This window comes from Klebsiella aerogenes KCTC 2190 (genome assembly GCF_000215745.1).
GTDB classification, from domain to species: domain Bacteria; phylum Pseudomonadota; class Gammaproteobacteria; order Enterobacterales; family Enterobacteriaceae; genus Klebsiella; species Klebsiella aerogenes.
Genome location: NC_015663.1, coordinates 4,025,904 through 4,046,370 on the forward strand (window position 1 = coordinate 4,025,904; position 20,467 = coordinate 4,046,370).

A 20,467-nucleotide genomic window follows, 5' to 3' on the forward strand; every position below is an offset into this window, starting at 1 on the left:
AGCACGGCAACCTATTTGCTTCCCGGAGGTCATCGCGATGAAAAAATTACTTATATTGCTCATTGTTTTTGCTGTATCCGCCTGTTCAGGAGGTTCCTCATCATCCTCGGGGATGGCGCCGGGTCAGGGCCTTGATTCGCAGACCTGCATGAACGACACCATTGACGCTAACAGCGCCTGCGGCCATTCGGTCGCGCCACAGTTTAATTGATGATAAAGACAGCCTGAGAGAGGAACTCGCCTCAAATCAGGCTGCCGACTATTTTAACGGGCAAAGCGCTTCGAACCGATCACGCAGAAAATGATGCCAAGCGTGACGGCAACCATCAACGGGCTCACTGATTCATGAAGGAGTAGTGCCGCCAGCGCCAGGCCGAAAAAGGGCTGCAATAGCTGGAGTTGACCGACCGCCGCAATACCGCCGATTGCCAGTCCCCGATACCAGAAGATAAAACCTATCAGCATGCTGAATAACGAGACATAGGCCAGCGCGGTCCACGCAGACGCACTGATACCACGGAAACTGACGGGAAGCGTTAACCCGCAGGCTAGCACCATCAGGGGCAGGGACAGGAGCAGCGCCCAACAGATGACCGCCAGCCCGCCAAGCTCTCGGGTGAGGCGCGCCCCCTCGGCATAACCCAATCCGCAGACCACTACCGCCGCCAGCATCAGCAGGTCGCCTGAAATGGACATCCCGGTGTTACCGGCCAGCGCGAAACTGGCTACCAGTATGCTGCCCAGCAGCGAGAATCCCCAAAAGGCAGGGCGCGGTCTCTCACCGCCGCGGATCACCGCGAAAATCGCCGTCGCTAGCGGCAATAACCCAATAAAAACAATTGAGTGGGCTGACGTCACCCGCTGCAGCGCCAGCGCCGTCAGCAGCGGAAAACCGATGACCACGCCGCCGGCAACCAGCGCCAGTGAACGCCATTGTCCCGCTTGCGGGCGCGGCAGGCGTAAAAGCCAGATCAGGCCCAGCGCAAGCACCCCGGCAATCGCACCACGACAGAAAGTCAGGAAAAAAGGATCGAATTCCTGCACGGCGATGCGGGTGGCGGGTAGCGAGCCGCTAAAAATAGCGACGCCGATAAAGCCGTTTATCCAACCGGATATAGAAGTGGAAGCGCGACGGTTGTGCACGTGTGACCTCTTTGTAGTGATAGTTAATGTGGTTGACCGGGTCGATAGTAGGTCGCACAATCCATGACAATCAAATAATTGTCATGGATACAATGACGATGAAAAACCGCTATAAATCTCTGGTTGATCGCTATGCGGCAGCCATCCGCAGCGGTGCGCTGGCGGCTGGCAGCCAGCTGCCGACCCATCGGCAATTGGTCGTGGAACACGGAATCTCTCTGGCTACCGCGACGCGGGTCTACAGAGAACTGGCGTTAATGGGGCTGGTCAGCGGCGAAACGGGACGCGGGACTTTTGTGCGTGAACTGAGCTTGCCGCCGGGGCTGGGTGTCGATCAGCACGCCATTGCCCCGGACATGATCGATCTTAATTTCAACTCTCCGGCGTTGCCGGAACAAACCGTTCTCCTGCGCGAGGCATTAAAAAAACTGTCTGGCGCGGGCGATCTGGAGGCGTTGTTACGCTATCAACCGCACGCCGGACGCATGAGCGAACGGGAAATAGTGGCCCAGCATCTTAACAGACAGGGTATGGCGGCCAGCGCCGGGCAGGTCGCTATCGTTAACGGCGCTCAGCATGGGCTGGCGGTCACGCTCGGCGGCCTGCTGCGTCCCGGCGATGTGGTTGCGGCAGATGCCTTGACCTATCCGGGATTTCGCGCCCTCGCCAGGCTCTATCAACTTGAACTGGTTGCTATCCCGCACACAGCGCAAGGGCCGGATCTCGACATGCTTCGCAGCCTGTGTGAAAAACGGCGGGTAAAAGCGATTTACACCATGCCGACGCTGCATAACCCTCTCGGCTGGGTAATGAATCTGGCGCAGCGTAGCAAACTGGTTGATATTGCCCGCCAGTTCGATTTGTTCATTATTGAGGATGCCGCCTATGCGTGGTTGATCGAGAACGCGCCGCCGCCGCTGATGTCGCTGGCGCCTGAGCGTACGGTCTATGTGTGCGGTTTTTCAAAAAACATCGCCACCGGTTTACGGGTTGGCATGGTGGTATGCCGCGAAGCGTTAATGCCGGCGATAGAGCGGACGATCCGCGCCACCAGCTGGAATACGCCGGCCTTAACGACGGCGCTGGTCTGCGGCTGGATCCAGGATGGGACGCTGGCCCGGCTCGAAACCATAATGCGCGCAGATGCGCGGCGGCGGCAGGCCATCGCCCGTCAGGCACTGGCTGGCTTACCAATGATCGGCAATGAAAATGCCTGGTTCCTTTGGCTGCCGTTGGGCGAGGACGTCCGCGCCGATCGCGTCGTGAAACAGCTGCTAACCATGAATATCGCTATTTCCACCGCCGAACCGTACAGCGTCGGTCGTGATGTGCCGCATGCTTTGCGTCTGGCGCTGGCGTCACCGAGCCTCGATAAACTGAGCGCTGCGCTGAAGATAATGCGGCCTATTATCGAGTACGGCGTTTAACGACCGTGCGCTTTTGACAACCATCCTTCGTCGCTAACCGAAGTATCCTCTGGTTGGTGCTTTTACTCTTTGCCCTGGCGCGGCGGCTTGCTCGTCGCATCACGCTAATACATAATAAAAAGAGAATTAAAGTTAAATAATATTCTCTTTTTGAGATTAAATTGTGCAAGGGGTAACGCAGATGCGACAAATCAGGCCGGAGATAAACGCTTTCTTATTAGCGCTGGCAGGGGCGACGGTATTAATGATTGGTATGGGTTACGGCCGCTTCGCCTTCACCGGGATCCTGCCGGTGATGTTAAGCGATCAGATCCTGACGCTGCGTCAGGGGAATCTGGCCGCCTCCGCTAATTATGCCGGGTACCTGCTGGGGGCATTGTTACTGGCGAAGGCAAAGCCGGAGCAGGCGAGCAGAATGAATATTGTCTCGGTCATTCTGACGCTAATTTGTCTGGCGCTACTGGCCTGGCTGCGTTCGCCGCTGGCTATCATTATCCTGCGCGGGTTGGCCGGGGTGCTCAGCGCGGTAACGCTTATCTCCGCCTCGTTATGGCTACTGCAACATATGAAACATCATAACGGCGCGCCGGTACTGTTTGCCGGTGTCGGGATGGGGATCTTTTTGTCGGCGGAGTTTATTGCCGCCGGTAAAGCGCTGGCGTTTAGCAGTCAGCAAATCTGGCTACTGTGCGCCATCACGGCGACGATGCTGTTTTTATGCGCCTTGCGCGGATTATTAAGCCCGGCGGATTCGCTGCTGGCGTTAAACAGCGGGCCCGCAACAACGATGCCGAGCGACAATGGGCGCACGAGCGATGCGGTAAAATTGCTGCTGATTTATGGCCTCGCGGGCTTTGGCTACATCATCACCGCGACCTATTTGCCGCTGTTTTTGCACGGCGCGCTCTCGGGTATCGACCCGGTGCACCTGTGGGCGGTATTTGGTCTCGCGGCGGTACCTTCCTGTTTTATCTGGCATCAACTCGTGCTGAAAATTGGCTATCAGCGGGCATTTTGTAGCAATCTCGTTATTCAGGCCTTCGGCGTGGCCTTACCGGCATGGAGCCACTCATTCACCTTTTGTCTGTTGAGCGCGCTGCTGGTTGGAGCGACCTTCCTTGGGACGGTAACCATTGCCTTGTCAGAGGGCAAGCGGCTAAATCAGGCGGTAAAATTTAATATGATCGCCGCGCTCACGGCGACTTACGGCGTCGGACAGATAATCGGGCCGCTGGTCGCCGATGGTTTATACAGCCTGACGGGATCGTTTAATCCTTCACTATTGACGGCCAGCGGCGTGTTGCTGGGAGCTGCCGGGCTGGTTGCCTGCGGCCGGCGCCAGCAATAACTGGCGCAGGGCGTCGAGAATAGGCGACACATACCCGCGGCGCCAGATAAGCTGGGTGGCGGCCTGGGTGACGTATTGCGTCTGGCAGCCTGCGGGCAGCGTGAGCAGGGGCAGGACGCTTTCCGGGAGCAAACAGGCGTAGCGACCGGTGGCGACGTTAGCCATCATCGCGTGATAGGAGCTGACTTCGACGATGTCCACGTGCGTTCCCGTCTGCTGCAGATATTCGATGCCGCGCTGGCGGTAGGTACATCCTGCCGGGAAGGCGGCAAAGCGGTAGTCGCGCCCATCAACAGGGGCGATCAGGACCAGCTGTTCGATGAAAAGCGGTAGATATTCAAGCGTTTGTGGGCATTGAAGGCTGCCGTCCGGACCGGCCGGCAGTGAAACCAGCGCGCAGTCAAGCGTTGCGTTTTCGACCAGTTCAGTCAGCTGACGGGTGGGCATGGTACGCAATGTCAGGTCGGCGTCCGGGCAGCGTTGCTGAAACAAAGGCAATATGGCCGGCAGGCGGCTGGCGGCACAGGCTTCCATCGCGCCAAGCTTTAACGTTCCCGCGGGCCGTGCAGGGTGCAGCGCCAGTTTGGCTTCTTCGGCAAGGCTTAAAATTCGCCGCGCGTAGCTGAGGAAGTTTTGCCCGGCGGGAGAAAGCAGCATCTTCTTGTTTCCGCGCACGAAAAGCTCGGCCTCCAGCTCCTCTTCTAGCTGCTGAATGCGCGTGGTGATATTGGATTGCGCGCGACCAAGTTGTTTCGCCGCCTGAGTGACGCTTTGGGTTTCGGCCACCAGTTTAAAGATCAGTAATGTGGTGTGGTTCATATTTTTCTTCTCAATATAACAATATTGTTGATCTTAACATCTTAAAAAGAGATGGTTAATGCCTCACATCGCAAATTGCACAGGATCGCCAATGAATCAGCATTTACCGCGATTACTTAATATTCGTTATCCGATTATTCAGGCGCCGATGGCAGGGGTGTCGACGCCGTCCCTGGCTGCAGCGGTAAGCAACGCCGGAGGATTGGGTTCGCTGGGGCTCGGCGCGTCGACGGTTACGCAGGCGCAGGCGCTTATTGAACAAACCCGGCAGCTCACCGATCGTCCCTTTAACGTCAACCTTTTCTGTCATACGCCGTCGCGCCGCGATGCCGTTCAGGAAGCGCAGTGGCTGGCGCGGTTGGCTCCGGCGTTTGCCCGTTATCACGGCACGCCGCCGAAACAGCTTAACGAGATTTATCAGACCTTCCATCAACATCAATCCATGCTCGATATGCTGCTTGAACAGAAGCCGGCGGTGGTGAGTTTTCATTTTGGCGTGCCGTCGTCAGAGGTTATTCGCCGCTTCCAGCAACAGGGAACGGTGACGATGGCGTCCGCCACCTGCGTCGACGAAGCGCGATTAATTGCGCAAGCGGGTATTGATGTCGTTATTGCGCAAGGGTATGAGGCCGGTGGCCATCGGGGGATTTTTGACCCACACGGCGACGATCGTCAAATGAGCACCTTCACTCTGCTTCAGGCTCTAAAGCAGGCTGTCGATTTACCCATTGTCGCCGCCGGCGGCATTATGCATGGGGCGGCGATAGTCAGCCTGATGCAGCTCGGCGCGTCGGGCGTTCAGCTGGGAACCGCATTTTTATTGTGCCCGGAAGCGGCTATAGATAGTGGATATCGACAGGCGCTCACGCAAAATAGTGACGTTGTCACATTTTTGACAGCGGCTATTTCGGGTCGGCCAGCACGCTGCGTTAAAAATAGCTGGCACGAAATCGGCGAAGGAGAAATTCCCGCCTATCCGCTCGCTTATGACGCCGGAAAAGCGCTGGCGACGGCGGCAAAAGCGCAGGGCGATCATGGTTTCGGCGCGCACTGGGCGGGACAAGGGGTGGCGATGATCCGCGAAATGCCGGCGGCAGAGCTGGTCAGGGTTCTCGTGGAGGAAGGCGGCCTGCAGTAGCCGCCTGCGAATGAGAACTTAGCGGCGATGGGCAAGCTGTCGTACCAGCCTGTCGCCGATCATTTGTACGCCCTGAACCATCACCACCAGAATCAGTACCGTACCGACCATTACCTGATCGTTAAAGCGCTGATAACCGTAGCGAATCGCCAGGTCCCCAAGACCGCCGCCGCCAATGACGCCCGCCATCGATGAAAAGCCAATCAGCATCACGATAGTCAGGGTGATCCCGGCAAGCAGGGTCGGTAGCGCCTCCGGCAGCAGCGATTTAAAGATAACGTGCCACAGATTACCCCCCATCGACAGAATGGCTTCAATGCGTCCGTAATCCACTTCGTCGAGCGCGTTTTCGGTCAGTCGCGCGAAGAACGGAAAAGCGCCGATGGTAATCGGCACGACGGCGGCGGTGCTGCCTAAGGTGGTGCCGATAATCAAACGCGTGAAGGGGATCAGCGCAATGAGCAGTACAATAAACGGCAGCGAGCGGCCAAAATTGATAATCGCCCCCAGCAGCGCATTCAGTTTCGGCATCGGCGCCAGGCCGTTGCGCCGGGAGACAAACAGTAACACGCCGACCGGCAGGCCGATTAAAATGGTAAACAGCGCCGCCAGCCCTACCATATAGAGGGTTTCCAGGCTGCCTTCCCATAATAAGGGCCATAAATCTTCCCAGCTCATGCGACTACGCATAAAGGCCTCCCGTGAAAGCCGTGGCGGGCGAGGAAATCCTGCTCCGCCTGCGGATTATGCAGTAACGACTGACGTAATCTGGACCACGGAGCCACCAGCAGATCGGCGATTTTCCCGCTCTCGATGACTTCGCCATGCTCCAGCAGCGCCGCGTGATCGCACAACGTTTTGACGACTTCCAGCTCATGGGTAATGAGCACAATGGTCAGATTGAGCCGCTGATTGATATCGGCCAGTAACGCCAGTACCGAGGCGGTGGTTTCCGGATCGAGGGCGCTGGTTGCTTCATCGCATAGCAGCACATCCGGGCCGGCCGCCAGCGCGCGGGCGATGCCGACGCGCTGCTTTTGACCGCCGGAAAGCTGGGATGGAAAGGCGGTTGCTTTATCCGCCAGTCCCACTAACTCCAGCAACTCGAGCACGCGTTCGCGGCGCGCACGTTTCTCGACACCGGCGATTTCCAGCGGTACCGCGACGTTGTCAGCCACGTTGCGGGCATGCAGCAGGTTGAAGTGCTGGAAGATCATTCCGGTGCGCAGACGGTGCTGACGTAAACCGGCTTTGTCTAACTGAGTGATATCCTGCCCGTTCACCACAATCCGGCCCGCAGAGGGCCGTTCGAGTAAATTGAGACAGCGGATCAGCGTGCTTTTGCCTGCACCGCTGCGCCCGAGAATGCCATAAATCGCGCCTTTCGGGATCTGCAGCGACACGTCGTTTAACGCCGGTCGGCCTGTTCCGGCATAGGTTTTACTCAGCCCGACGACCTCAATCATGATTGCGGCGCAACCGGGATAACCGAGCCGTTATAGTTTTTGCGAATAAACTCGGCAACCTGCGGCGAGGTGAGATCTTTGGCCAGCGCTTTAATGCGTGGGTCATTAGCCAATTGCGGCGTCGTCACCAGGATATTGGCGTAAGGGTTGTTGTTCGCGCTCTCCAGCCCTAACGCATCTTTCGCCGGTACCAGTCCCGCCTCCAGCGCATAGTTGCCGTTAATGACCGCTAAATCAACATCGTCTAAGGAACGCGGGATCTGCGGCGATTCAATTTCGAGGATCTTCAGATGTTTGGGGTTTTCCACGATATCTTTCGGGGTAGCTAACGTGGTCGCCGGGTTGGTGAATTTAGCGCCGAGTTTGATTAATCCCTGGCTTTGTAGCAGGAACAAGGCGCGACTGAGATTGGTGGTGTTGTTCGGCACCGCGACGGTCCCGTTTTCCGGGACGGAATTAAAGTCTTTGTGCTTACGGGAATAAATACCCAGCGGTTCAATATGCACCGTAGCGGCGACGGCAAAGGTCTTACCCAGCGCTTTTTCCTGATCCTTCAGATACGGAACGTGCTGGAAGTAGTTGGCATCAACGTCGCCATTCGCCAGCAGCTCGTTGGCGTTAACGCCGCTGGTGAGTTCGACCACTTTGATATCGAGGCTGGGATCGATTTTTTTGATGTAATTGAGGATCTCAGCGTGTGGTACCGGGTCAGCGGCAACGCGCAGCGCGGCAGCCTGGGCGGATGTCCATGCCAGAGAAAGAGATAAAGCGACCCCTGCCAGTTTGAATGCGGCATATTTCATATTGTTATCCTTATTAAATTAAACGATCAGTTGCTCAGTACGTTCGCGAAAAACATCCTGGTAATAACGTTCGGCGACATCCGGGTGGGAACGCAGCCGCCCTTTGAGGTAATTCCAGCCAACATCCCGCAGCAGCGGATTTTGCGGATCGCTATCCGGGCCGAGCGCTTCCTGCGCCAGATGGGCGGGCAGGCGGTACACCGGCACCACGGCATCGAGCTGCGCTCCAAGAAAGAAGGCGATTGAGAGGCGTTCCTGTTCTGCCGGCGGCGAGACCACGCGATGAACGGTGGCGCGCAGGTAACCGTTAGTCGCCAGCTCAAGTAGCTCACCGATATTCACCACAAAGCTGCCCGCCAGCGGCGTGGCGTCGATCCAGTGCTCCGGCGCGACTTCCACCTGCAGTCCTTTTTGCTCGTCCTGTAACAGGAAGCTTAAGAATCCAGAATCTTTATGCGCCCCAACGCCTTGTGCGCTTTTCGTTTCACGCTGCCCGGGGTAACGAATCAGTTTGATATGTTCATTCGGCTTCTCGCCATACAGCGCGTCAAAGGCGTCGGCAGGCAACTGTAGCGCTTCGGCAAACGCGCGCAGCAAGGTGATCCCAACGCCGGTCATCGCCTGCTGCCAGCCCAGTAGGGTCGGTTTCAGCGACGGTAGCGCGGCGGGCCATAAGTTCGGTCCCTGCAGACGCTGCCAGCGTGGCGCGTTTTCGGCGAGAGTTAAAGCCGGGCGTTCGGCGCCGATGTCAAACTGTTCGCGCCAGTCTGGCTGGCCGCGAGTGAGCTCGGAAGCCGCGCGGTTATAGCCGCGAAAGTGCGGGGAATGAATCATCGCCACCTGCTGCTTTTCGCTATCATCAAGAGCAAAAAAGCGTCGCGCCTGGCGTTGAACTTCGGTTTGCAATCCGGCGTCCACGCCGTGATTAATAAGATAAAAGAAACCAATATCGCGAGCGGCATGGCGGAGGTCGGCAAGAAAACCGCTCTTTTCAGCAGGGTTGGTATAGCGGGCCAGATCGAGAATCGGCAAAGTCGTGGCGTTCATTGTGTTCTCCGAGAACGGGGTACGGGTCATTGGCTATGAAGTGATTCTGGGTTCGGCAACAACAACGGCGCATGATGATTTCCTCTGTCGGGTAGATGCGCTCAGCTTGCCTTAGCGCAATTTTTTCGACCAATAACGTTCTTTTCTAATTTATGACCGCGGTGGGTTCAGTGCTTTTGCGAAAAACAGATAAGGAGTGGGGAAACCGCGTGGGTGTGATGTAAAAAAGTGGCGGGATGTTGCATGATGCCGCCGCGGTCCGTATGGTGAGCGAAATTTTTCATGCAGGAAAAACAATGCACACGTCAAAAGATCCGCTTCACGGCGTGACGCTCGAAGCGTTACTCACTGACCTTGTGGCCAGATATGGCTGGGATGAACTGGCCCGACATATCAAAATCAACTGTTTCAAAAGCGATCCGAGCATTAAGTCGAGCCTGAAATTTCTGCGCCGCACGCCGTGGGCGCGTAAAGAAGTGGAAAACTTTTATCTCGATTCGCTGGAAGGGCTCATCGACAAACCCGCCGACGCTGGCCCGTGGGCCAACTGGCAGAAGAAGTAACGCTTATCAGGTTACCGCTTGTTCATTGACCCCATTGCGTAGCGCTCCCGGCGCTTTGCCGGTAATGCGTTTAAAGGCGCGGCTAAAGGCGGCGAGCGAGTTGTAGCCGAGGCGGAAGGCGACTTTTTCCAGCGCTTCGCCTTCATGGCTGATGTATTGTACCGCCAGGCGCATGCGTAATTCTGTCAGGTAGCGGGCCGGCGTGGTACCGGTGGCGGTGAGAAAACGTTCGGCGAACACCGAACGCGACAGGCCGGATTCGCGGGCTAAGTCTTCTACCTTCCAGTTGACGCCGGGCTGCTGATGCATAGCATATATCGCGCGCGATAGCTTCGGGTCACGCAGTACCTGTACCCAGCCGGTAGCGTTACCGCAGCCGCATTCCACCCAGGCGCGGACGATCAGCGCCGCGACGACGTCGGCGAGACGTGCCAGAATGCCGGCATAGCCCACCTGACGCGTCAGGGATTCACGCTCCATTGCCGCCAGCAGCGGCTGGATTTCCGGGCGGGCGCTTAACAGGCTACTCACCAGCATTACCTCCGGCATGGCCCGAACCAGCGGCTGCATTCCGCCTAATTCAAAATCCATACAGGCGCTGAAGATAACCGCATTCTCTTCGGTATTAACGCAGCCCGCGTTTTTGATGCAGGAAACCGTCCCGCAGACCGGTTTGCTGTCGAGCTCCATCACGTTCACCCGCGCGGCTTTGCTATCTGAGAGCAGGGCGTGCGCATCGCTATTGGGAATGAACACCGCATCGCCGCTTTCAAGCGAGAACTGTTTACCGTTGCTCATTTGTAGCAGCAGCGGGCCGCGGCTGACAAAATGAAACTGCGCTTTGCCAGGAACCGAATTAAACTCCACGCCGAAAGGACGTGAGGTTTCGATCCGTCGGTATTTCACACCCGACAGTCGCATGCCCTGTAACAGCTCGCTGGTCAGATCTAAGGTTTGCTGGCTCATCGTTTTTCCGGACGAATAATCAATAATTGCAGAGTATGTATCATATATCGTCTTAACGGAAGCCACTAAGCTTGGCGAATGTTAATGATTCTGGAGAGATGTATATGAGTTCTTGCATTGTCGCTGAAGAGAGCGCGATTAACGCCCGTCCGGCGTGGCGCGCCGTGTATGCGCTGGCGTTGGGGGTCTTTGGCCTGATCGTCGCTGAATTTCTACCGGCCAGTTTACTGACGCCGATGGCCAGCAGCCTGGGCGTAAGTGAGGGGATGGCCGGACAGGCGGTGACCGCCACGGCGTTAATCGCTCTGGTGACGGGGTTATTGATTACCTCCGCTACCCGCAATATCGACCGTCGCTGGGTACTGATGTTCTTTTCCGTATTGCAAATCATCTCCAGTCTGATCGTGGCATTTGCCGGTTCACTGGAGTTCCTGCTGCTGGGGCGCTTGCTGCTTGGTATCGCTATCGGCGGCTTCTGGGCGATGTCGACGGCGACGGCGATGCGGCTGGTTCCGGCGGCGATGGTGCCGAAAGCGCTGGCGATCATCTTCTCGGCGGTGTCGATTGCCACCGTAGTGGCGGCGCCGCTGGGTAGCTATCTTGGCGCGCTCATTGGCTGGCGTAACGTCTTTATCATCTGCGCCGTACCGAGCCTGGTCGCGCTACTGTGGCAGCTATGGGTACTGCCGTCGATGCGCCCGGAGAGCGCTGGCAGCTTTAGTACGCTCTTTAAGGTACTGCGGCGGCCGGGAATGGTTGGCGGCCTGCTGGCTTCGATTTTGATTTTTGGCGGACACTTCGCTTTCTTTACCTATCTGCGGCCGTTTCTCGAAACCGTGGCGCTGGCAAGTGTAGAAGGGGTGTCGTTGATTTTGCTGGGGTTCGGCGTGGCCAACTTTATTGGCACCTCGCTTGCCGGGCATCTGCTGGCGCGCAGTTTGCGTTTGACGCTGGCGCTGGTGCCACTGGCGATGAGCTTGCTGGCGCTGATGATGGTGCTGTATGGTCATATTGCGCTACTGGATGGCCTGTTGGTCGCCCTGTGGGGATTTGCATTCGGCCTGGTGCCGGTGGCCTGGTCAACCTGGCTTGCCACTACGGTACCGGATGAAGCGGAAAGCGCAGGGGGATTATTAGTCGCGGCGATCCAGCTGGCCATTAGCGCCGGGGCTGCCGGCGGTGGGGCAATATTTGATATCAGCGGCGCCAGCGGCGTATTTACCGGCAGCGGGCTGTTATTATTAAGCGCCATGCTGATTGTCTTTATTGGCGTCAGGGTGACGCCGCCGGTCAGAAACAATTAATGATTAAACGCGCCGACTGGCGCGTTTATTTTTCTTAAGGCGCAGCGAGTACTCATTTTATTATTATAAAACGAGCGACTAATTGATGAGTTGAAAAACTTCTTACGCTTTCCCGCGTGAATGCGGTTGCTGGCCTCAGCGTTTTGTCAGGTGGTTTCCATCACAGATTGGGCGCTATGTTATTAATTATTCTATTAAATAGCGTCTGTCAGTTGGTCAACGATAACTTTACCGCTGTTATCAAATTGGGTAATACGAAAATTAACGTTCCACGAGCGGCGAGTATTAAATTTATCAAACAGGGAGACGCGGCCTTTTTTCTTACCCTCTTTATTGAGGATCACCCACTCAGTCACTTCGGTATACTGCTGGCTAGGTTGATGACCGCTTTGTTGTTCAACTAATTGGTCTTCAGAATCCAGTTTTAAATAATCGCGTAACATTTTGCACCTCTTTGTTAATGTTTTTTTAACGTTACTCCTTTTTTTGATTCTTTCAATCTGAGTTTTTAATCGATGTGTGTGACTATTAGTTGGCGATCTAGCTGTTATATTTTTGCTAATCACTCTGCTGAATCCCAGGCTATTGTAACCATTCAGCACCAGACCGACCTACGGAAGCGAAGCGATGAATGCCTCATCCAGCGGAAAGAGGCCCGTTGGATGTGGCATTGATTACCCGGTTTTTGGGATTGAGGTTATTCATCGTGCTGATGAATATTACAGCACCGCTACGTACTTAATACCGTTATTGTTCTGTTTTAGCCTTTCCAGCGCCTGTGGGATCTCGTCGAAACTGACGCTTTCTATCGGCGGCATCATCAGTTCGCCGTGGCCAATTTGCTGCAGCATGTTTTCCCCGGCCTGACGTAATCGACTCCACTGCCTCTGGGTACCGTAAGGATGGATTGCCGCCAGCGCGACCTCATGCAATGAGATACTGGTAGTAAACGCCGGTAGCGGCGCGTGCTCGAGCCGGTCTTGTATACAGACCAGATGGCCGTAGTAGCCGAGCAAACCGGCAAGCGAAAGGGCATTTTGCTGATTTACGGTATCGAAAGCGGCATACAGCGATTTACCCGCCAGCGCGCGTTTTAGCTCCTGCGGCCAGGAGGTATGGTGATAATCAAAGGCCTGAATCACCCCGCGAGCCAGCAGTTTCGCGTGATGCGTGGCGCTGGCAGTAACGTAGACGTTAGCGCCGCTCTCAATCAGTAATTGACTTAGCAGACTGCCGGCAGCGCCGCCCGCGCCGCTGACCAGTACATTCTCGCCAGCCGGATGGGGGATTTTCTGCGCTGCCTGCCACGCCGTCAGACCAGGGCACGGCAGCGCCGCAGCGGTGAGGTCGCTGATGTGGTCGGGAACCGCAATCACCGCCTGGGCGCTGACTAATGTATGGCGAGCAAAGCTACCGTCAAAACGCAGGTCGGTGTGATACATCACACGCGTGCCGGGACGAAGATGGCGGGCGTTGTGGCCAACGGCGGTAATCACCCCCATGCCGTCGACGCCGGGGATCTGATCCTCCTGCCAGGCGTCGGAGAGACCAGCCATCAGCTTCCAGTCGACCGGATTAAGACCAATGGCGCGGTTCTCGATCAGCACCTGATCGTCAGCGGGCGTGACTAACGTTTTCTCATGGCGTTCAAGCAGAAGCGGGGAGGCGTGCTTTTTCCACAGCCAGGCGTCGGTTTTTATCATTGTTTCTTCCTCTGGTGTTGGTGAGCGGTCCATTAAAACAAAATCAGAACTCAAGATAATTCCATAAATAGCAATTATCTATTGCGATTAGTGCTGTTTATCGCAATAGCATTCCATGAAACACTTTGCTCATATTTTCAACGTGATACCGCACGGCGGTTGACGGAGTGACCCATGAGCATCGAAAAATTAACCCAGCAGCCGCTAACGATTGGCATTGAACTGCCGCTGGACAATGACTGGTCGACAAGCGGACAGCTAAAACGGCAGCGCGACGGGCGACCGTTTGGCGTGCCGGATATGAGCGAGCACGCGGAGCGCATTAAACTGGCGGATACGCTCGGGTTTCGCGCTGCCTGGATCCGCGATGTTCCGCTGTACGATCCGCAGTTTGGCGATGCGGCTAACGTCTTTGAAGCCTTTACCTACCTCGGCTATTTATCGAGCCTGACGCAAAATATTTTGCTGGGCACGGCGGCGGTTGTGCTGCCGTTACGTCAGCCATGGCTGGTACGTAAAGCCGCCGCCACGGTGCAGGCGCTCAGCGGCGACCGGCTGCTATTGGGCATCGCCAGCGGCGACAGGCCGGTCGAATACCCGCTATTTGGTGAAGACTACGCCAGCCGCGGCGAGCGTTTCCGTCACGGCGTGAGCGTGCTGAAGGGCGAGACCGATCGTCAGCTGGAGCCGGGCCTGGAGTTGCTGCCAGCCAAACCGACCCCGCCGCTGCTGGTTGCTGGTTTGGCGCAACAAACGGCGCAATGGGTAGGCAGCAATATGGATGGCTGGCTCGCCTATCCTGGCCAGCCTGACGAGCACGTTAGCCGCGTCAAGCTGTGGCGTCGGGTAGCGGGCGAGAAACCCTATATCAGCTTTATCCACCTGGATCTGCAAGATGACGCCAATGTGCCGATTCAACGCCATCGTTTCGGCATCAGCAGCGGCCGCCATGGTCTCATTCAGGAATTAAATGCGATGCGCGATGCCGGCGTGAACCATATCGGTCTGCATTTTCGTCGCAACCAGCGTCCGCTGGCCGAGACGATGCAGGAGATTGGCGAACTGGTGCTGCCGGCATTCCATTATTAAAGTACGCCGTCACCACCGTCTGAACACCAGACCTGGCCGGAGGCATACGAGCAGGCATCAGAGGCGAGAGTCACATACAGCGGGGCGATCTCAACGGGTTGCCCTGGCCGCCCAAGTGGCGTATCGCCGCCAAAGTTTTGCACTTTTTCCGCCGGCTGTCCGCCGCTTGACTGCAGCACCGTCCAGTACGGGCCGGGAGCGACCGCATTGACCCGGATCCCACGCGGCCCTAACTGCTTGGCCAGCGATTTGGTGAATGCCACCAGGCAGGCCTTGGTCTGGGCATAATCCAGCAAAATAGGGCTCGGTTTAAAAGCCTGTACTGAAGATGTGTTGATAATCACGCTTTGGGCTTTGAGGTGCGGCAGCGCGGCTTTGGTTATCCAGAACGGCGCATAGACGTTGGTTTTGAAGGTAGCATCGAAATCGGCGGTGGTAAGTTGCTCAATTTTTTCGCAGTATTGCTGACGACCTGCATTGTTCACAACAATATCCAAACCGCCAAGACCGCTTACTGCTTTTTCCACCAGCGTTTCACAGAAGGATTCCACGCGAATATCGCCCGGTATCGCCACCGCTGTACGGCCTTCCGCTTTGATAAGCACGATGACGGCGTCCGCATCGCTCTGTTCTTCCGGAAGATAGTTAATGGCAACATCCGCGCCTTCGCGGGCAAAGGCGATGGCCACGGCGCGACCAATACCGGAGTCTCCGCCGGTAATCAGCGCTTTCTTACCCTGTAGCCGTCCTGACCCGCTGTAGCTGACTTCACCATGATCCGGTGTGGGTTCCATTTCGGCGGCCAGGCCGGGAGGCGTTTGCGGTTGATCGGGGAAAGGGGGTTGTGGCCAATGGTTGGTACGCAGTTTGTCATTATCCATAGCAATCTCCTTCACAGAAAAGAGTAATGATAGAAGGTATGCGGACGCTACGATAAATGTAAATCCCTGCCCAATGGACATATTCCCGCTTTTCCTTAGCCAACTTACTGATATAAGGCGATTTATATATAATCTTTCGCTGACTTATTTTTCAGATTATTCAACGAAATATTTAAAAATAGAATATTTAACTTTATTTACAGTTCTATTTTTTCATGCTCAAGTCGTTGTGGATTTTGGCCGTGCCGTTGCGTTTATTTCTTCTGGTTAATATGATCTTAGCGATGTCTTGTTTATTTTTGCCGCCCCGCTATTTATTTTTTAATTAATTTTATGGCAACTATTAATATATTTTATTTAATTTGCATTTTTCACTTATTGCTCCAGACTTAATTCTCGACGGCGATGATTTAGAGCGTTAAATCATCTTTTACTAACCAAGCTAAAAGGTAAACGTTATGGCAGAACACAGAGGTGGTTCAGGTAATTTTGCAGAAGACCGGGAAAAAGCATCTGAAGCCGGACGTAAAGGCGGACAGCACAGCGGCGGGAATTTTAAAAATGACCCGGAACGTGCATCCGAAGCCGGTAAAAAAGGCGGTAAAAACAGCCATGGCGGCGGCCGTAAATCCGGTGATAGCTAGCTTGTGAATATAAGTGATTTGATCTGGTAACTGCTGTTAAAAATACCCTGCGGGTCATCCGACCCGCAGTTTTTAAAAGGTGTGATTTATGAAAATTCAAACCATTGAAGATATTTTTACCCATTTATTATCGGATACCTACAGCGCGGAAAAACAGTTAACCCGCGCGCTGGCTAAACTATCCCGCGCCAGCGCATGTGAAGAGTTGCAAACGGCATTCAGCGCTCACCTTGAGGAAACACAGGGCCATATAGAACGTATTGATAAGCTCCTTGAACAAAATGATCAAATTCGCCTGAAACGGATGAAGTGTGTGGCGATGGAAGGGCTTATCGAAGAGGCCAACGAAGTGATCGAAGCGACGGAAAAGAACGAGATCCGCGATGCTGCGCTGATAGCCGCCGCGCAGAAAGTTGAACACTATGAAATTGCGGCCTACGGTACGCTGTGTACGCTGGCAGAGCAGCTCGGCTATAAAGCCGCGGTGAAATTGCTGGCGGAAACGCTGGAAGAAGAAAAAGACGCTGATATGAAATTAACGGACATCGCCGTTGGACACGTCAATCAGGATGCCCAACAGTCCGCTTAATCCTATCTAAGGCATCAGGCAAAAAAATGAGTCTTAGTCCGGTTGTAATAAAAAGGTGTCATCTCGTCGCGGCGATAATGTGGTTTGTACTGGCTTGTATAAAGAGGTTGTTATGACTGATATTGAAAACTATCACGATTGGTTGCGTGACGCGCACGCTATGGAAAAGCAGGCCGAATCAATGCTTGAATCAATGGTAAAACGAACCGACAGCTATCCGGAATTATGTACCCGCCTTGAGCAGCATCTTTTTGAAACCCGTCGGCAAATTACCGTACTGGATGATATTATTGTGCGCAACAATATTTCCCGCTCGGTTCTTAAAGACTCAATGAGTAAAATCGCCGCAATGGGACAATCTATTGGAGGAATGTTTCCACAAGATGAAGTGGTGAAAGGGGTGATCAGCGGTTACGTTTTCGAGCAGTTTGAGGTCGCCTGTTATACCTCCTTATTAACCGCCGCGCAAAAGGTCAACGATCATGATTCGATTGCGGATTTAGAAAGTATTTTGGCGGAAGAGAGAGGCATGGCCGAATGGCTGCTGCAACATATTCCGGATATTACGGAGCAATATATTATTCGCTCCGAAACGCCGGGTTTTGATGCTAAGCTTTAGCGGCAAAAGGTCTGTAAATGCGGCGCTGAAAAGTCTCTACGCTTCGGTCGGAATAATTGAAATCTGGCCGTTACGTTCGAGGATCGCAAATTTAATCTTCTCAAGTTGATATATACCATGGTGCTGTCGCGCGGCGAGCAATATGTCATCCACAGAGATATTGACCATTTTCATTTTATCGTCAGCGACAACACCATTTTCTACGACGATCGTCGGCGAACCATCAAGATAATTCTCAGCCTGAGAAAAGCGCTTCTTTATATAGCCAAATAAAATATCCACGCTGACCAGCGTGACAATAGTCAGCATTGAACCGGTAACAGAATAGTCGGTGCTGAGCATGGCCTGCTGCGTGGCCTCACTGATAATCAACAGTAAAATCAGATCAAAACTGGTGAGTTGCATAAGCGTTCTTCTGCCAGCAACTTTAAATATAATCAATAAGATAAGATAGATTGCGACGGCTCTGAGCACCATTTCCATCGTTGTGACTCCTAAGGAAAGACAAATTGGCTAAAGGTGACGGCAGGTTGCCGGTTCGCCTGTAGTGTCGTGGAAAGTTTGCCAAATGTTTTTGGCGTGATAGATAACCACAGCGAAAGCGGCGCGCCACTGCTATTTTCATTGTAAACCAGTATCAGATGACCGTTAGCGCTGTACATTTTATCGGGCTGCGGTCGAATATCACCAATTTGGTAATGGCTTAATAACGTGGGTGAAAAATCCACTGAGGTATGAGCGAGGCCACTGTTTTTTACCTGAACATTGACTTCGGTTTCGCTCATTAACCTGGCAAAACGGTCATAGTCTACCGTTAACGATGAAGCGGAATTCTCATGATGGGCGGAGCTCAGGAAGCCAGATGAAAATAAACCGCATAATGCAGCAATGATAATAATGGCGAGAAAAACCACCCCATAGCGCCGGAAGTTATACTCGAAGCGTAACGCCTGTAGATTCTCGTTTATCTCTGGCGGATCCTGTTGATTATTGTCCATCTTTCGGCTCCAGCATGATGTTTATATTTAACGATACGATAGCGACGTTGTTATTTTAGCTGATATCAGAATTATTGACGTTGTTAAAATCGCTATCCGCGGCCAGACTTTAATAACAGTCATGCTGACATGAAAGGTGAAATAATGAGGAAAAAGCTAATCGCGACACTCTGTTTGTTACTCACCGCTGGCGTCTGGGCTGAAGAGAAGGGCGGTTTTAAAAACGATGCCGCACCGCCGCCGCCGCACCAGCTGGACGACGGCTATCGCGGTATGGAGGATGGCCGGATTATGACCATTGAGCAGGCGAAAACCATGCACGACGGCGCGACTATTTCCCTGCGCGGCAATGTGATTAAGCATGAAGGCGACGACCGTTATCTGTTCCGTGATAAAACTGGCACCATTGCGGCCATTATTCCGGCAGCCGTTTTTGATGGTCAGGACATCAAGCCAGACAAACTGGTGAGCATCAACGGAAGCCTGGATAGTAAAATGACGCCGCCGCTGGTGCGGGTTGATAAGCTGCGCAAACAAGCGCCCAATTAACCGGAGAGCCTGAGTATGAGCAGAGCGCATCACCATGAACTCGATAAACGCGGTAAACACCCGGCGCGAGAAGAGCCGGGTAAACACGGCGAGATCCCGCGGAAACGGGATGATAGCGACGATCACCGAAGCGATCCCTATCATCCGACGGAAAACGCCAAAGCGGTATGTTTCTGCTGAGGGTAATGAAACCCCGCGCCGCGCGCGGGGTTAGCGTTTACTCACGTAGCGCGTTTCGCCAGTCAGCGATCAGGTCTTGCGGATCTTCAATACCTACCGAGAGTCGAATCAACTGCGGCGTTATGCCATTCGCCAGCCGCTGTTCCAGCGGAATGGAGGCGTGCGTCATGCTGAATGGCTGGCTCACCAGGCTTTCCACACCCCCCAGGCTTTCCGCCAGCGTAAATAACCGTAGTTTTTTGATGATGCGCCCGGCGTAGTCATCATCTCCTTTGACCACAACGGAAATCATACCGCCTGGCAGGGCCATCTGTCGGCGGGCCAGATCGTGATGGGGATGGCTGGCGAGCCAGGGGAACCACACTTTCTCGACCTGCGGCTGCTGCTCCAGCCATTCCGCCAGCAGCAGAGCGTTGCTGCTATGACGTTCCACCCGTAGAGCCAGGGTGCGAATGCCGCGCAGCGTCAGGAAGCTGCTGAATGGGTCAAGTACGCCGCCGACGGCGTTTTGCAGATAGCCCAACTTCTCGGCCAGCGTCGGATTGTCGCCAACCACCGCCAACCCGGCGACGACATCCGAATGACCGTTGAGATATTTGGTCGCTGAATGCACCACGATATCAAAGCCCAGTTCGATAGGGCGATGGATGATCGGTGAGGCAAAGGTATTATCGGTGACGCTGATAATGTTATGTCGACGGGCAATCTCGGCAATGGCCGCAAGATCCGCCAGCTTGAGTAACGGATTGGTCGGCGTTTCCACCCAAATCATCCGCGTATCAGGGCGGATCGCGGCTTCGATGCCTGCCAGATCGTCAGGTTTGACCCAGGTCACTTGCAGACCGGCGCTACGACGGCGAACATTTTCAATCAGCCGGTATGTGCCGCCATAGACATCATCTACCGCCACCAGATGGCTATCCTTATCCAGCAGTTCCAGTACCGTGGAAATGGCCGCGAGGCCTGAAGCAAAAGCAAAACCCCGGCTACCGCTTTCCAGCTCTGCAATGGCCGTTTCCAGCGCGTGGCGGGTCGGATTGCCGCTACGCGAATATTCATAGCCGGTATGCTGGCCCGGCGCGGGCTGGGCAAAGGTAGAGGTGGCGTAAATTGGTGGCATCACCGCGCCATGCTGGTCGTTAAAAATGCCGCTATGGACGCTGAGCGTCTGTAAATTTTTCATGTTCGTTC

Annotated in this window: 25 protein-coding genes; 12 read left to right on the forward strand and 13 right to left on the reverse strand. The window is 54.6% G+C overall.

Annotated features, from left to right (window positions below; translation table 11 throughout):
- Positions 1-37: 37 nt before the first annotated feature.
- Positions 38-211, forward strand: coding sequence for a hypothetical protein (locus EAE_RS18995; RefSeq protein WP_015366699.1), 174 nt, complete (start codon positions 38-40; stop codon positions 209-211).
- Between the two features lie 53 nt (positions 212-264).
- Here the strand turns inward: EAE_RS18995 and EAE_RS19000 are convergent, their stop codons facing one another.
- Complete coding sequence (locus EAE_RS19000; protein WP_015705341.1) at positions 265-1,143, reverse strand: DMT family transporter; 879 nt, start codon at positions 1,141-1,143, stop codon at positions 265-267.
- A 98-nt stretch (positions 1,144-1,241) separates the two neighbouring features.
- On the opposite strand from EAE_RS19000, the gene EAE_RS19005 reads away from it, so the two are divergent.
- A complete protein-coding gene (locus EAE_RS19005) occupies positions 1,242-2,570 on the forward strand; it encodes an aminotransferase-like domain-containing protein (protein ID WP_015705342.1) in 1,329 nt (442 codons plus the stop codon).
- Between the two features lie 181 nt (positions 2,571-2,751).
- A complete protein-coding gene (locus EAE_RS19010; protein WP_047077508.1) occupies positions 2,752-3,918 on the forward strand; it encodes a YbfB/YjiJ family MFS transporter in 1,167 nt (388 codons plus the stop codon).
- Here the strand turns inward: EAE_RS19010 and EAE_RS19015 are convergent.
- Complete coding sequence (locus EAE_RS19015) at positions 3,850-4,737, reverse strand: LysR family transcriptional regulator (RefSeq protein WP_015705344.1); 888 nt, start codon at positions 4,735-4,737, stop codon at positions 3,850-3,852. The genes EAE_RS19010 and EAE_RS19015 overlap by 69 nt on opposite strands.
- Before the next feature lie 91 nt (positions 4,738-4,828).
- Here EAE_RS19015 and EAE_RS19020 point away from each other — a divergent pair, with 91 nt between their 5' ends.
- Positions 4,829-5,875, forward strand: coding sequence for an NAD(P)H-dependent flavin oxidoreductase (locus EAE_RS19020; RefSeq protein WP_015705345.1), 1,047 nt, complete (start codon positions 4,829-4,831; stop codon positions 5,873-5,875).
- Positions 5,876-5,893: 18 nt separating this feature from the next.
- On the opposite strand, the gene EAE_RS19025 is transcribed toward EAE_RS19020, so the two are convergent.
- The 4 genes from EAE_RS19025 to EAE_RS19040 are packed head-to-tail and all read right to left on the reverse strand — an operon-like array spanning position 5,894 to position 9,191.
- Entirely contained in the window at positions 5,894-6,553 is a 660-nt protein-coding gene (locus EAE_RS19025) for a methionine ABC transporter permease (protein WP_161798788.1), read from the reverse strand.
- Positions 6,550-7,341, reverse strand: a complete 792-nt coding sequence (locus tag EAE_RS19030) for a methionine ABC transporter ATP-binding protein (RefSeq protein ID WP_015705346.1) — start codon at positions 7,339-7,341, stop codon at positions 6,550-6,552. Before EAE_RS19030 ends, EAE_RS19025 begins: the two co-directional genes overlap by 4 nt.
- Complete coding sequence (locus EAE_RS19035) at positions 7,338-8,144, reverse strand: MetQ/NlpA family ABC transporter substrate-binding protein (RefSeq protein WP_015366692.1); 807 nt, start codon at positions 8,142-8,144, stop codon at positions 7,338-7,340. The genes EAE_RS19030 and EAE_RS19035 overlap by 4 nt, the downstream gene beginning before the upstream one ends.
- An 18-nt stretch (positions 8,145-8,162) precedes the next feature.
- Positions 8,163-9,191: an isopenicillin N synthase family dioxygenase gene (locus EAE_RS19040; RefSeq protein WP_015705347.1), complete on the reverse strand. Its 1,029-nt coding sequence runs from the start codon at positions 9,189-9,191 to the stop codon at positions 8,163-8,165.
- Between the two features lie 296 nt (positions 9,192-9,487).
- Here EAE_RS19040 and EAE_RS19045 point away from each other — a divergent pair, with 296 nt between their 5' ends.
- Positions 9,488-9,754, forward strand: coding sequence for a VF530 family protein (locus EAE_RS19045; protein WP_015366689.1), 267 nt, complete (start codon positions 9,488-9,490; stop codon positions 9,752-9,754).
- Positions 9,755-9,760: 6 nt separating this feature from the next.
- On the opposite strand, the gene EAE_RS19050 is transcribed toward EAE_RS19045, so the two are convergent.
- Entirely contained in the window at positions 9,761-10,720 is a 960-nt protein-coding gene (locus EAE_RS19050; protein WP_015366688.1) for an AraC family transcriptional regulator, read from the reverse strand.
- A gap of 104 nt (positions 10,721-10,824) precedes the next feature.
- On the opposite strand from EAE_RS19050, the gene EAE_RS19055 reads away from it, so the two are divergent.
- A complete protein-coding gene (locus EAE_RS19055; protein WP_015705349.1) occupies positions 10,825-12,024 on the forward strand; it encodes an MFS transporter in 1,200 nt (399 codons plus the stop codon).
- A gap of 194 nt (positions 12,025-12,218) precedes the next feature.
- Here the strand turns inward: EAE_RS19055 and EAE_RS19060 are convergent, their stop codons facing one another.
- On the reverse strand, positions 12,219-12,467 hold the full coding sequence (locus tag EAE_RS19060) for a hypothetical protein (protein WP_015366686.1): 249 nt from the start codon (positions 12,465-12,467) through the stop codon (positions 12,219-12,221).
- 276 nt (positions 12,468-12,743) lie between these two features.
- The gene (locus EAE_RS19065; RefSeq protein ID WP_015705350.1) at positions 12,744-13,727 is read right to left on the reverse strand and encodes a zinc-binding dehydrogenase; all 984 of its coding nucleotides are present in this window, start codon (positions 13,725-13,727) and stop codon (positions 12,744-12,746) included.
- A 174-nt stretch (positions 13,728-13,901) separates the two neighbouring features.
- Here EAE_RS19065 and EAE_RS19070 point away from each other — a divergent pair, with 174 nt between their 5' ends.
- Positions 13,902-14,816: a TIGR03571 family LLM class oxidoreductase gene (locus EAE_RS19070; protein ID WP_015705351.1), complete on the forward strand. Its 915-nt coding sequence runs from the start codon at positions 13,902-13,904 to the stop codon at positions 14,814-14,816.
- Here EAE_RS19070 and EAE_RS19075 read toward each other — a convergent pair.
- Positions 14,813-15,697, reverse strand: coding sequence for an SDR family oxidoreductase (locus EAE_RS19075; protein WP_015705352.1), 885 nt, complete (start codon positions 15,695-15,697; stop codon positions 14,813-14,815). The two genes, EAE_RS19070 and EAE_RS19075, sit on opposite strands and share 4 nt — an antisense overlap.
- 458 nt (positions 15,698-16,155) lie before the next feature.
- Here EAE_RS19075 and EAE_RS19080 point away from each other — a divergent pair, with 458 nt between their 5' ends.
- From EAE_RS19080 to EAE_RS19090, 3 genes are all read left to right on the forward strand, one after another.
- Positions 16,156-16,341, forward strand: a complete 186-nt coding sequence (locus EAE_RS19080) for a con-10 family general stress protein (protein ID WP_004143718.1) — start codon at positions 16,156-16,158, stop codon at positions 16,339-16,341.
- Between the two features lie 88 nt (positions 16,342-16,429).
- Positions 16,430-16,930, forward strand: a complete 501-nt coding sequence (locus EAE_RS19085) for a YciE/YciF ferroxidase family protein (RefSeq protein WP_015705353.1) — start codon at positions 16,430-16,432, stop codon at positions 16,928-16,930.
- Positions 16,931-17,042: 112 nt separating this feature from the next.
- Positions 17,043-17,549 carry a ferritin-like domain-containing protein gene (locus tag EAE_RS19090; protein ID WP_015705354.1) on the forward strand — a complete coding sequence of 169 codons (507 nt, stop codon included), beginning with the start codon at positions 17,043-17,045 and terminating at the stop codon, positions 17,547-17,549.
- A gap of 36 nt (positions 17,550-17,585) precedes the next feature.
- Here the strand turns inward: EAE_RS19090 and EAE_RS19095 are convergent, their stop codons facing one another.
- Both EAE_RS19095 and EAE_RS19100 read right to left on the reverse strand, forming a co-directional pair.
- A complete protein-coding gene (locus tag EAE_RS19095) occupies positions 17,586-18,032 on the reverse strand; it encodes a DUF421 domain-containing protein (protein WP_015366672.1) in 447 nt (148 codons plus the stop codon).
- 11 nt (positions 18,033-18,043) lie between these two features.
- A complete protein-coding gene (locus EAE_RS19100; protein WP_015705355.1) occupies positions 18,044-18,547 on the reverse strand; it encodes a hypothetical protein in 504 nt (167 codons plus the stop codon).
- A 144-nt stretch (positions 18,548-18,691) separates the two neighbouring features.
- Between EAE_RS19100 and EAE_RS19105 the strand changes: the two genes are divergently transcribed.
- A complete protein-coding gene (locus tag EAE_RS19105; protein ID WP_015366670.1) occupies positions 18,692-19,096 on the forward strand; it encodes a YdeI family stress tolerance OB fold protein in 405 nt (134 codons plus the stop codon).
- Between the two features lie 15 nt (positions 19,097-19,111).
- Positions 19,112-19,276 (forward strand): hypothetical protein, encoded by a 165-nt coding sequence (locus EAE_RS25035; protein ID WP_015705356.1) that lies wholly within the window; start codon positions 19,112-19,114, stop codon positions 19,274-19,276.
- A 37-nt stretch (positions 19,277-19,313) separates the two neighbouring features.
- On the opposite strand, the gene EAE_RS19110 is transcribed toward EAE_RS25035, so the two are convergent.
- The gene (locus EAE_RS19110) at positions 19,314-20,459 is read right to left on the reverse strand and encodes a trans-sulfuration enzyme family protein (RefSeq protein ID WP_015705357.1); all 1,146 of its coding nucleotides are present in this window, start codon (positions 20,457-20,459) and stop codon (positions 19,314-19,316) included.
- Positions 20,460-20,467 lie beyond the last annotated feature (8 nt).

Excerpts from the sequence above, each read along its gene's own strand:
- EAE_RS19090 (WP_015705354.1), top strand. The coding sequence starts at position 17,043 with ATGACTGATATTGAAAACTATCACGATTGGTTGCGTGACGCGCACGCT.
- EAE_RS19105 (WP_015366670.1), top strand. The coding sequence starts at position 18,692 with ATGAGGAAAAAGCTAATCGCGACACTCTGTTTGTTACTCACCGCTGGC.
- EAE_RS19110 (WP_015705357.1), bottom strand. The coding sequence starts at position 20,459 with ATGAAAAATTTACAGACGCTCAGCGTCCATAGCGGCATTTTTAACGAC.
- EAE_RS19045 (WP_015366689.1), top strand. The coding sequence starts at position 9,488 with ATGCACACGTCAAAAGATCCGCTTCACGGCGTGACGCTCGAAGCGTTA.
- EAE_RS19055 (WP_015705349.1), top strand. The coding sequence starts at position 10,825 with ATGAGTTCTTGCATTGTCGCTGAAGAGAGCGCGATTAACGCCCGTCCG.
- EAE_RS19075 (WP_015705352.1), bottom strand. The coding sequence starts at position 15,697 with ATGGATAATGACAAACTGCGTACCAACCATTGGCCACAACCCCCTTTC.
- EAE_RS19050 (WP_015366688.1), bottom strand. The coding sequence starts at position 10,720 with ATGAGCCAGCAAACCTTAGATCTGACCAGCGAGCTGTTACAGGGCATG.
- EAE_RS19020 (WP_015705345.1), top strand. The coding sequence starts at position 4,829 with ATGAATCAGCATTTACCGCGATTACTTAATATTCGTTATCCGATTATT.
- EAE_RS19085 (WP_015705353.1), top strand. The coding sequence starts at position 16,430 with ATGAAAATTCAAACCATTGAAGATATTTTTACCCATTTATTATCGGAT.
- EAE_RS19005 (WP_015705342.1), top strand. The coding sequence starts at position 1,242 with ATGAAAAACCGCTATAAATCTCTGGTTGATCGCTATGCGGCAGCCATC.
- EAE_RS19030 (WP_015705346.1), bottom strand. The coding sequence starts at position 7,341 with ATGATTGAGGTCGTCGGGCTGAGTAAAACCTATGCCGGAACAGGCCGA.
- EAE_RS19080 (WP_004143718.1), top strand. The coding sequence starts at position 16,156 with ATGGCAGAACACAGAGGTGGTTCAGGTAATTTTGCAGAAGACCGGGAA.
- EAE_RS19010 (WP_047077508.1), top strand. The coding sequence starts at position 2,752 with ATGCGACAAATCAGGCCGGAGATAAACGCTTTCTTATTAGCGCTGGCA.
- EAE_RS19035 (WP_015366692.1), bottom strand. The coding sequence starts at position 8,144 with ATGAAATATGCCGCATTCAAACTGGCAGGGGTCGCTTTATCTCTTTCT.
- EAE_RS19040 (WP_015705347.1), bottom strand. The coding sequence starts at position 9,191 with ATGAACGCCACGACTTTGCCGATTCTCGATCTGGCCCGCTATACCAAC.
- EAE_RS19015 (WP_015705344.1), bottom strand. The coding sequence starts at position 4,737 with ATGAACCACACCACATTACTGATCTTTAAACTGGTGGCCGAAACCCAA.
- EAE_RS19100 (WP_015705355.1), bottom strand. The coding sequence starts at position 18,547 with ATGGACAATAATCAACAGGATCCGCCAGAGATAAACGAGAATCTACAG.
- EAE_RS19060 (WP_015366686.1), bottom strand. The coding sequence starts at position 12,467 with ATGTTACGCGATTATTTAAAACTGGATTCTGAAGACCAATTAGTTGAA.
- EAE_RS19095 (WP_015366672.1), bottom strand. The coding sequence starts at position 18,032 with ATGGAAATGGTGCTCAGAGCCGTCGCAATCTATCTTATCTTATTGATT.
- EAE_RS18995 (WP_015366699.1), top strand. The coding sequence starts at position 38 with ATGAAAAAATTACTTATATTGCTCATTGTTTTTGCTGTATCCGCCTGT.
- EAE_RS25035 (WP_015705356.1), top strand. The coding sequence starts at position 19,112 with ATGAGCAGAGCGCATCACCATGAACTCGATAAACGCGGTAAACACCCG.
- EAE_RS19025 (WP_161798788.1), bottom strand. The coding sequence starts at position 6,553 with ATGAGCTGGGAAGATTTATGGCCCTTATTATGGGAAGGCAGCCTGGAA.
- EAE_RS19070 (WP_015705351.1), top strand. The coding sequence starts at position 13,902 with ATGAGCATCGAAAAATTAACCCAGCAGCCGCTAACGATTGGCATTGAA.
- EAE_RS19065 (WP_015705350.1), bottom strand. The coding sequence starts at position 13,727 with ATGATAAAAACCGACGCCTGGCTGTGGAAAAAGCACGCCTCCCCGCTT.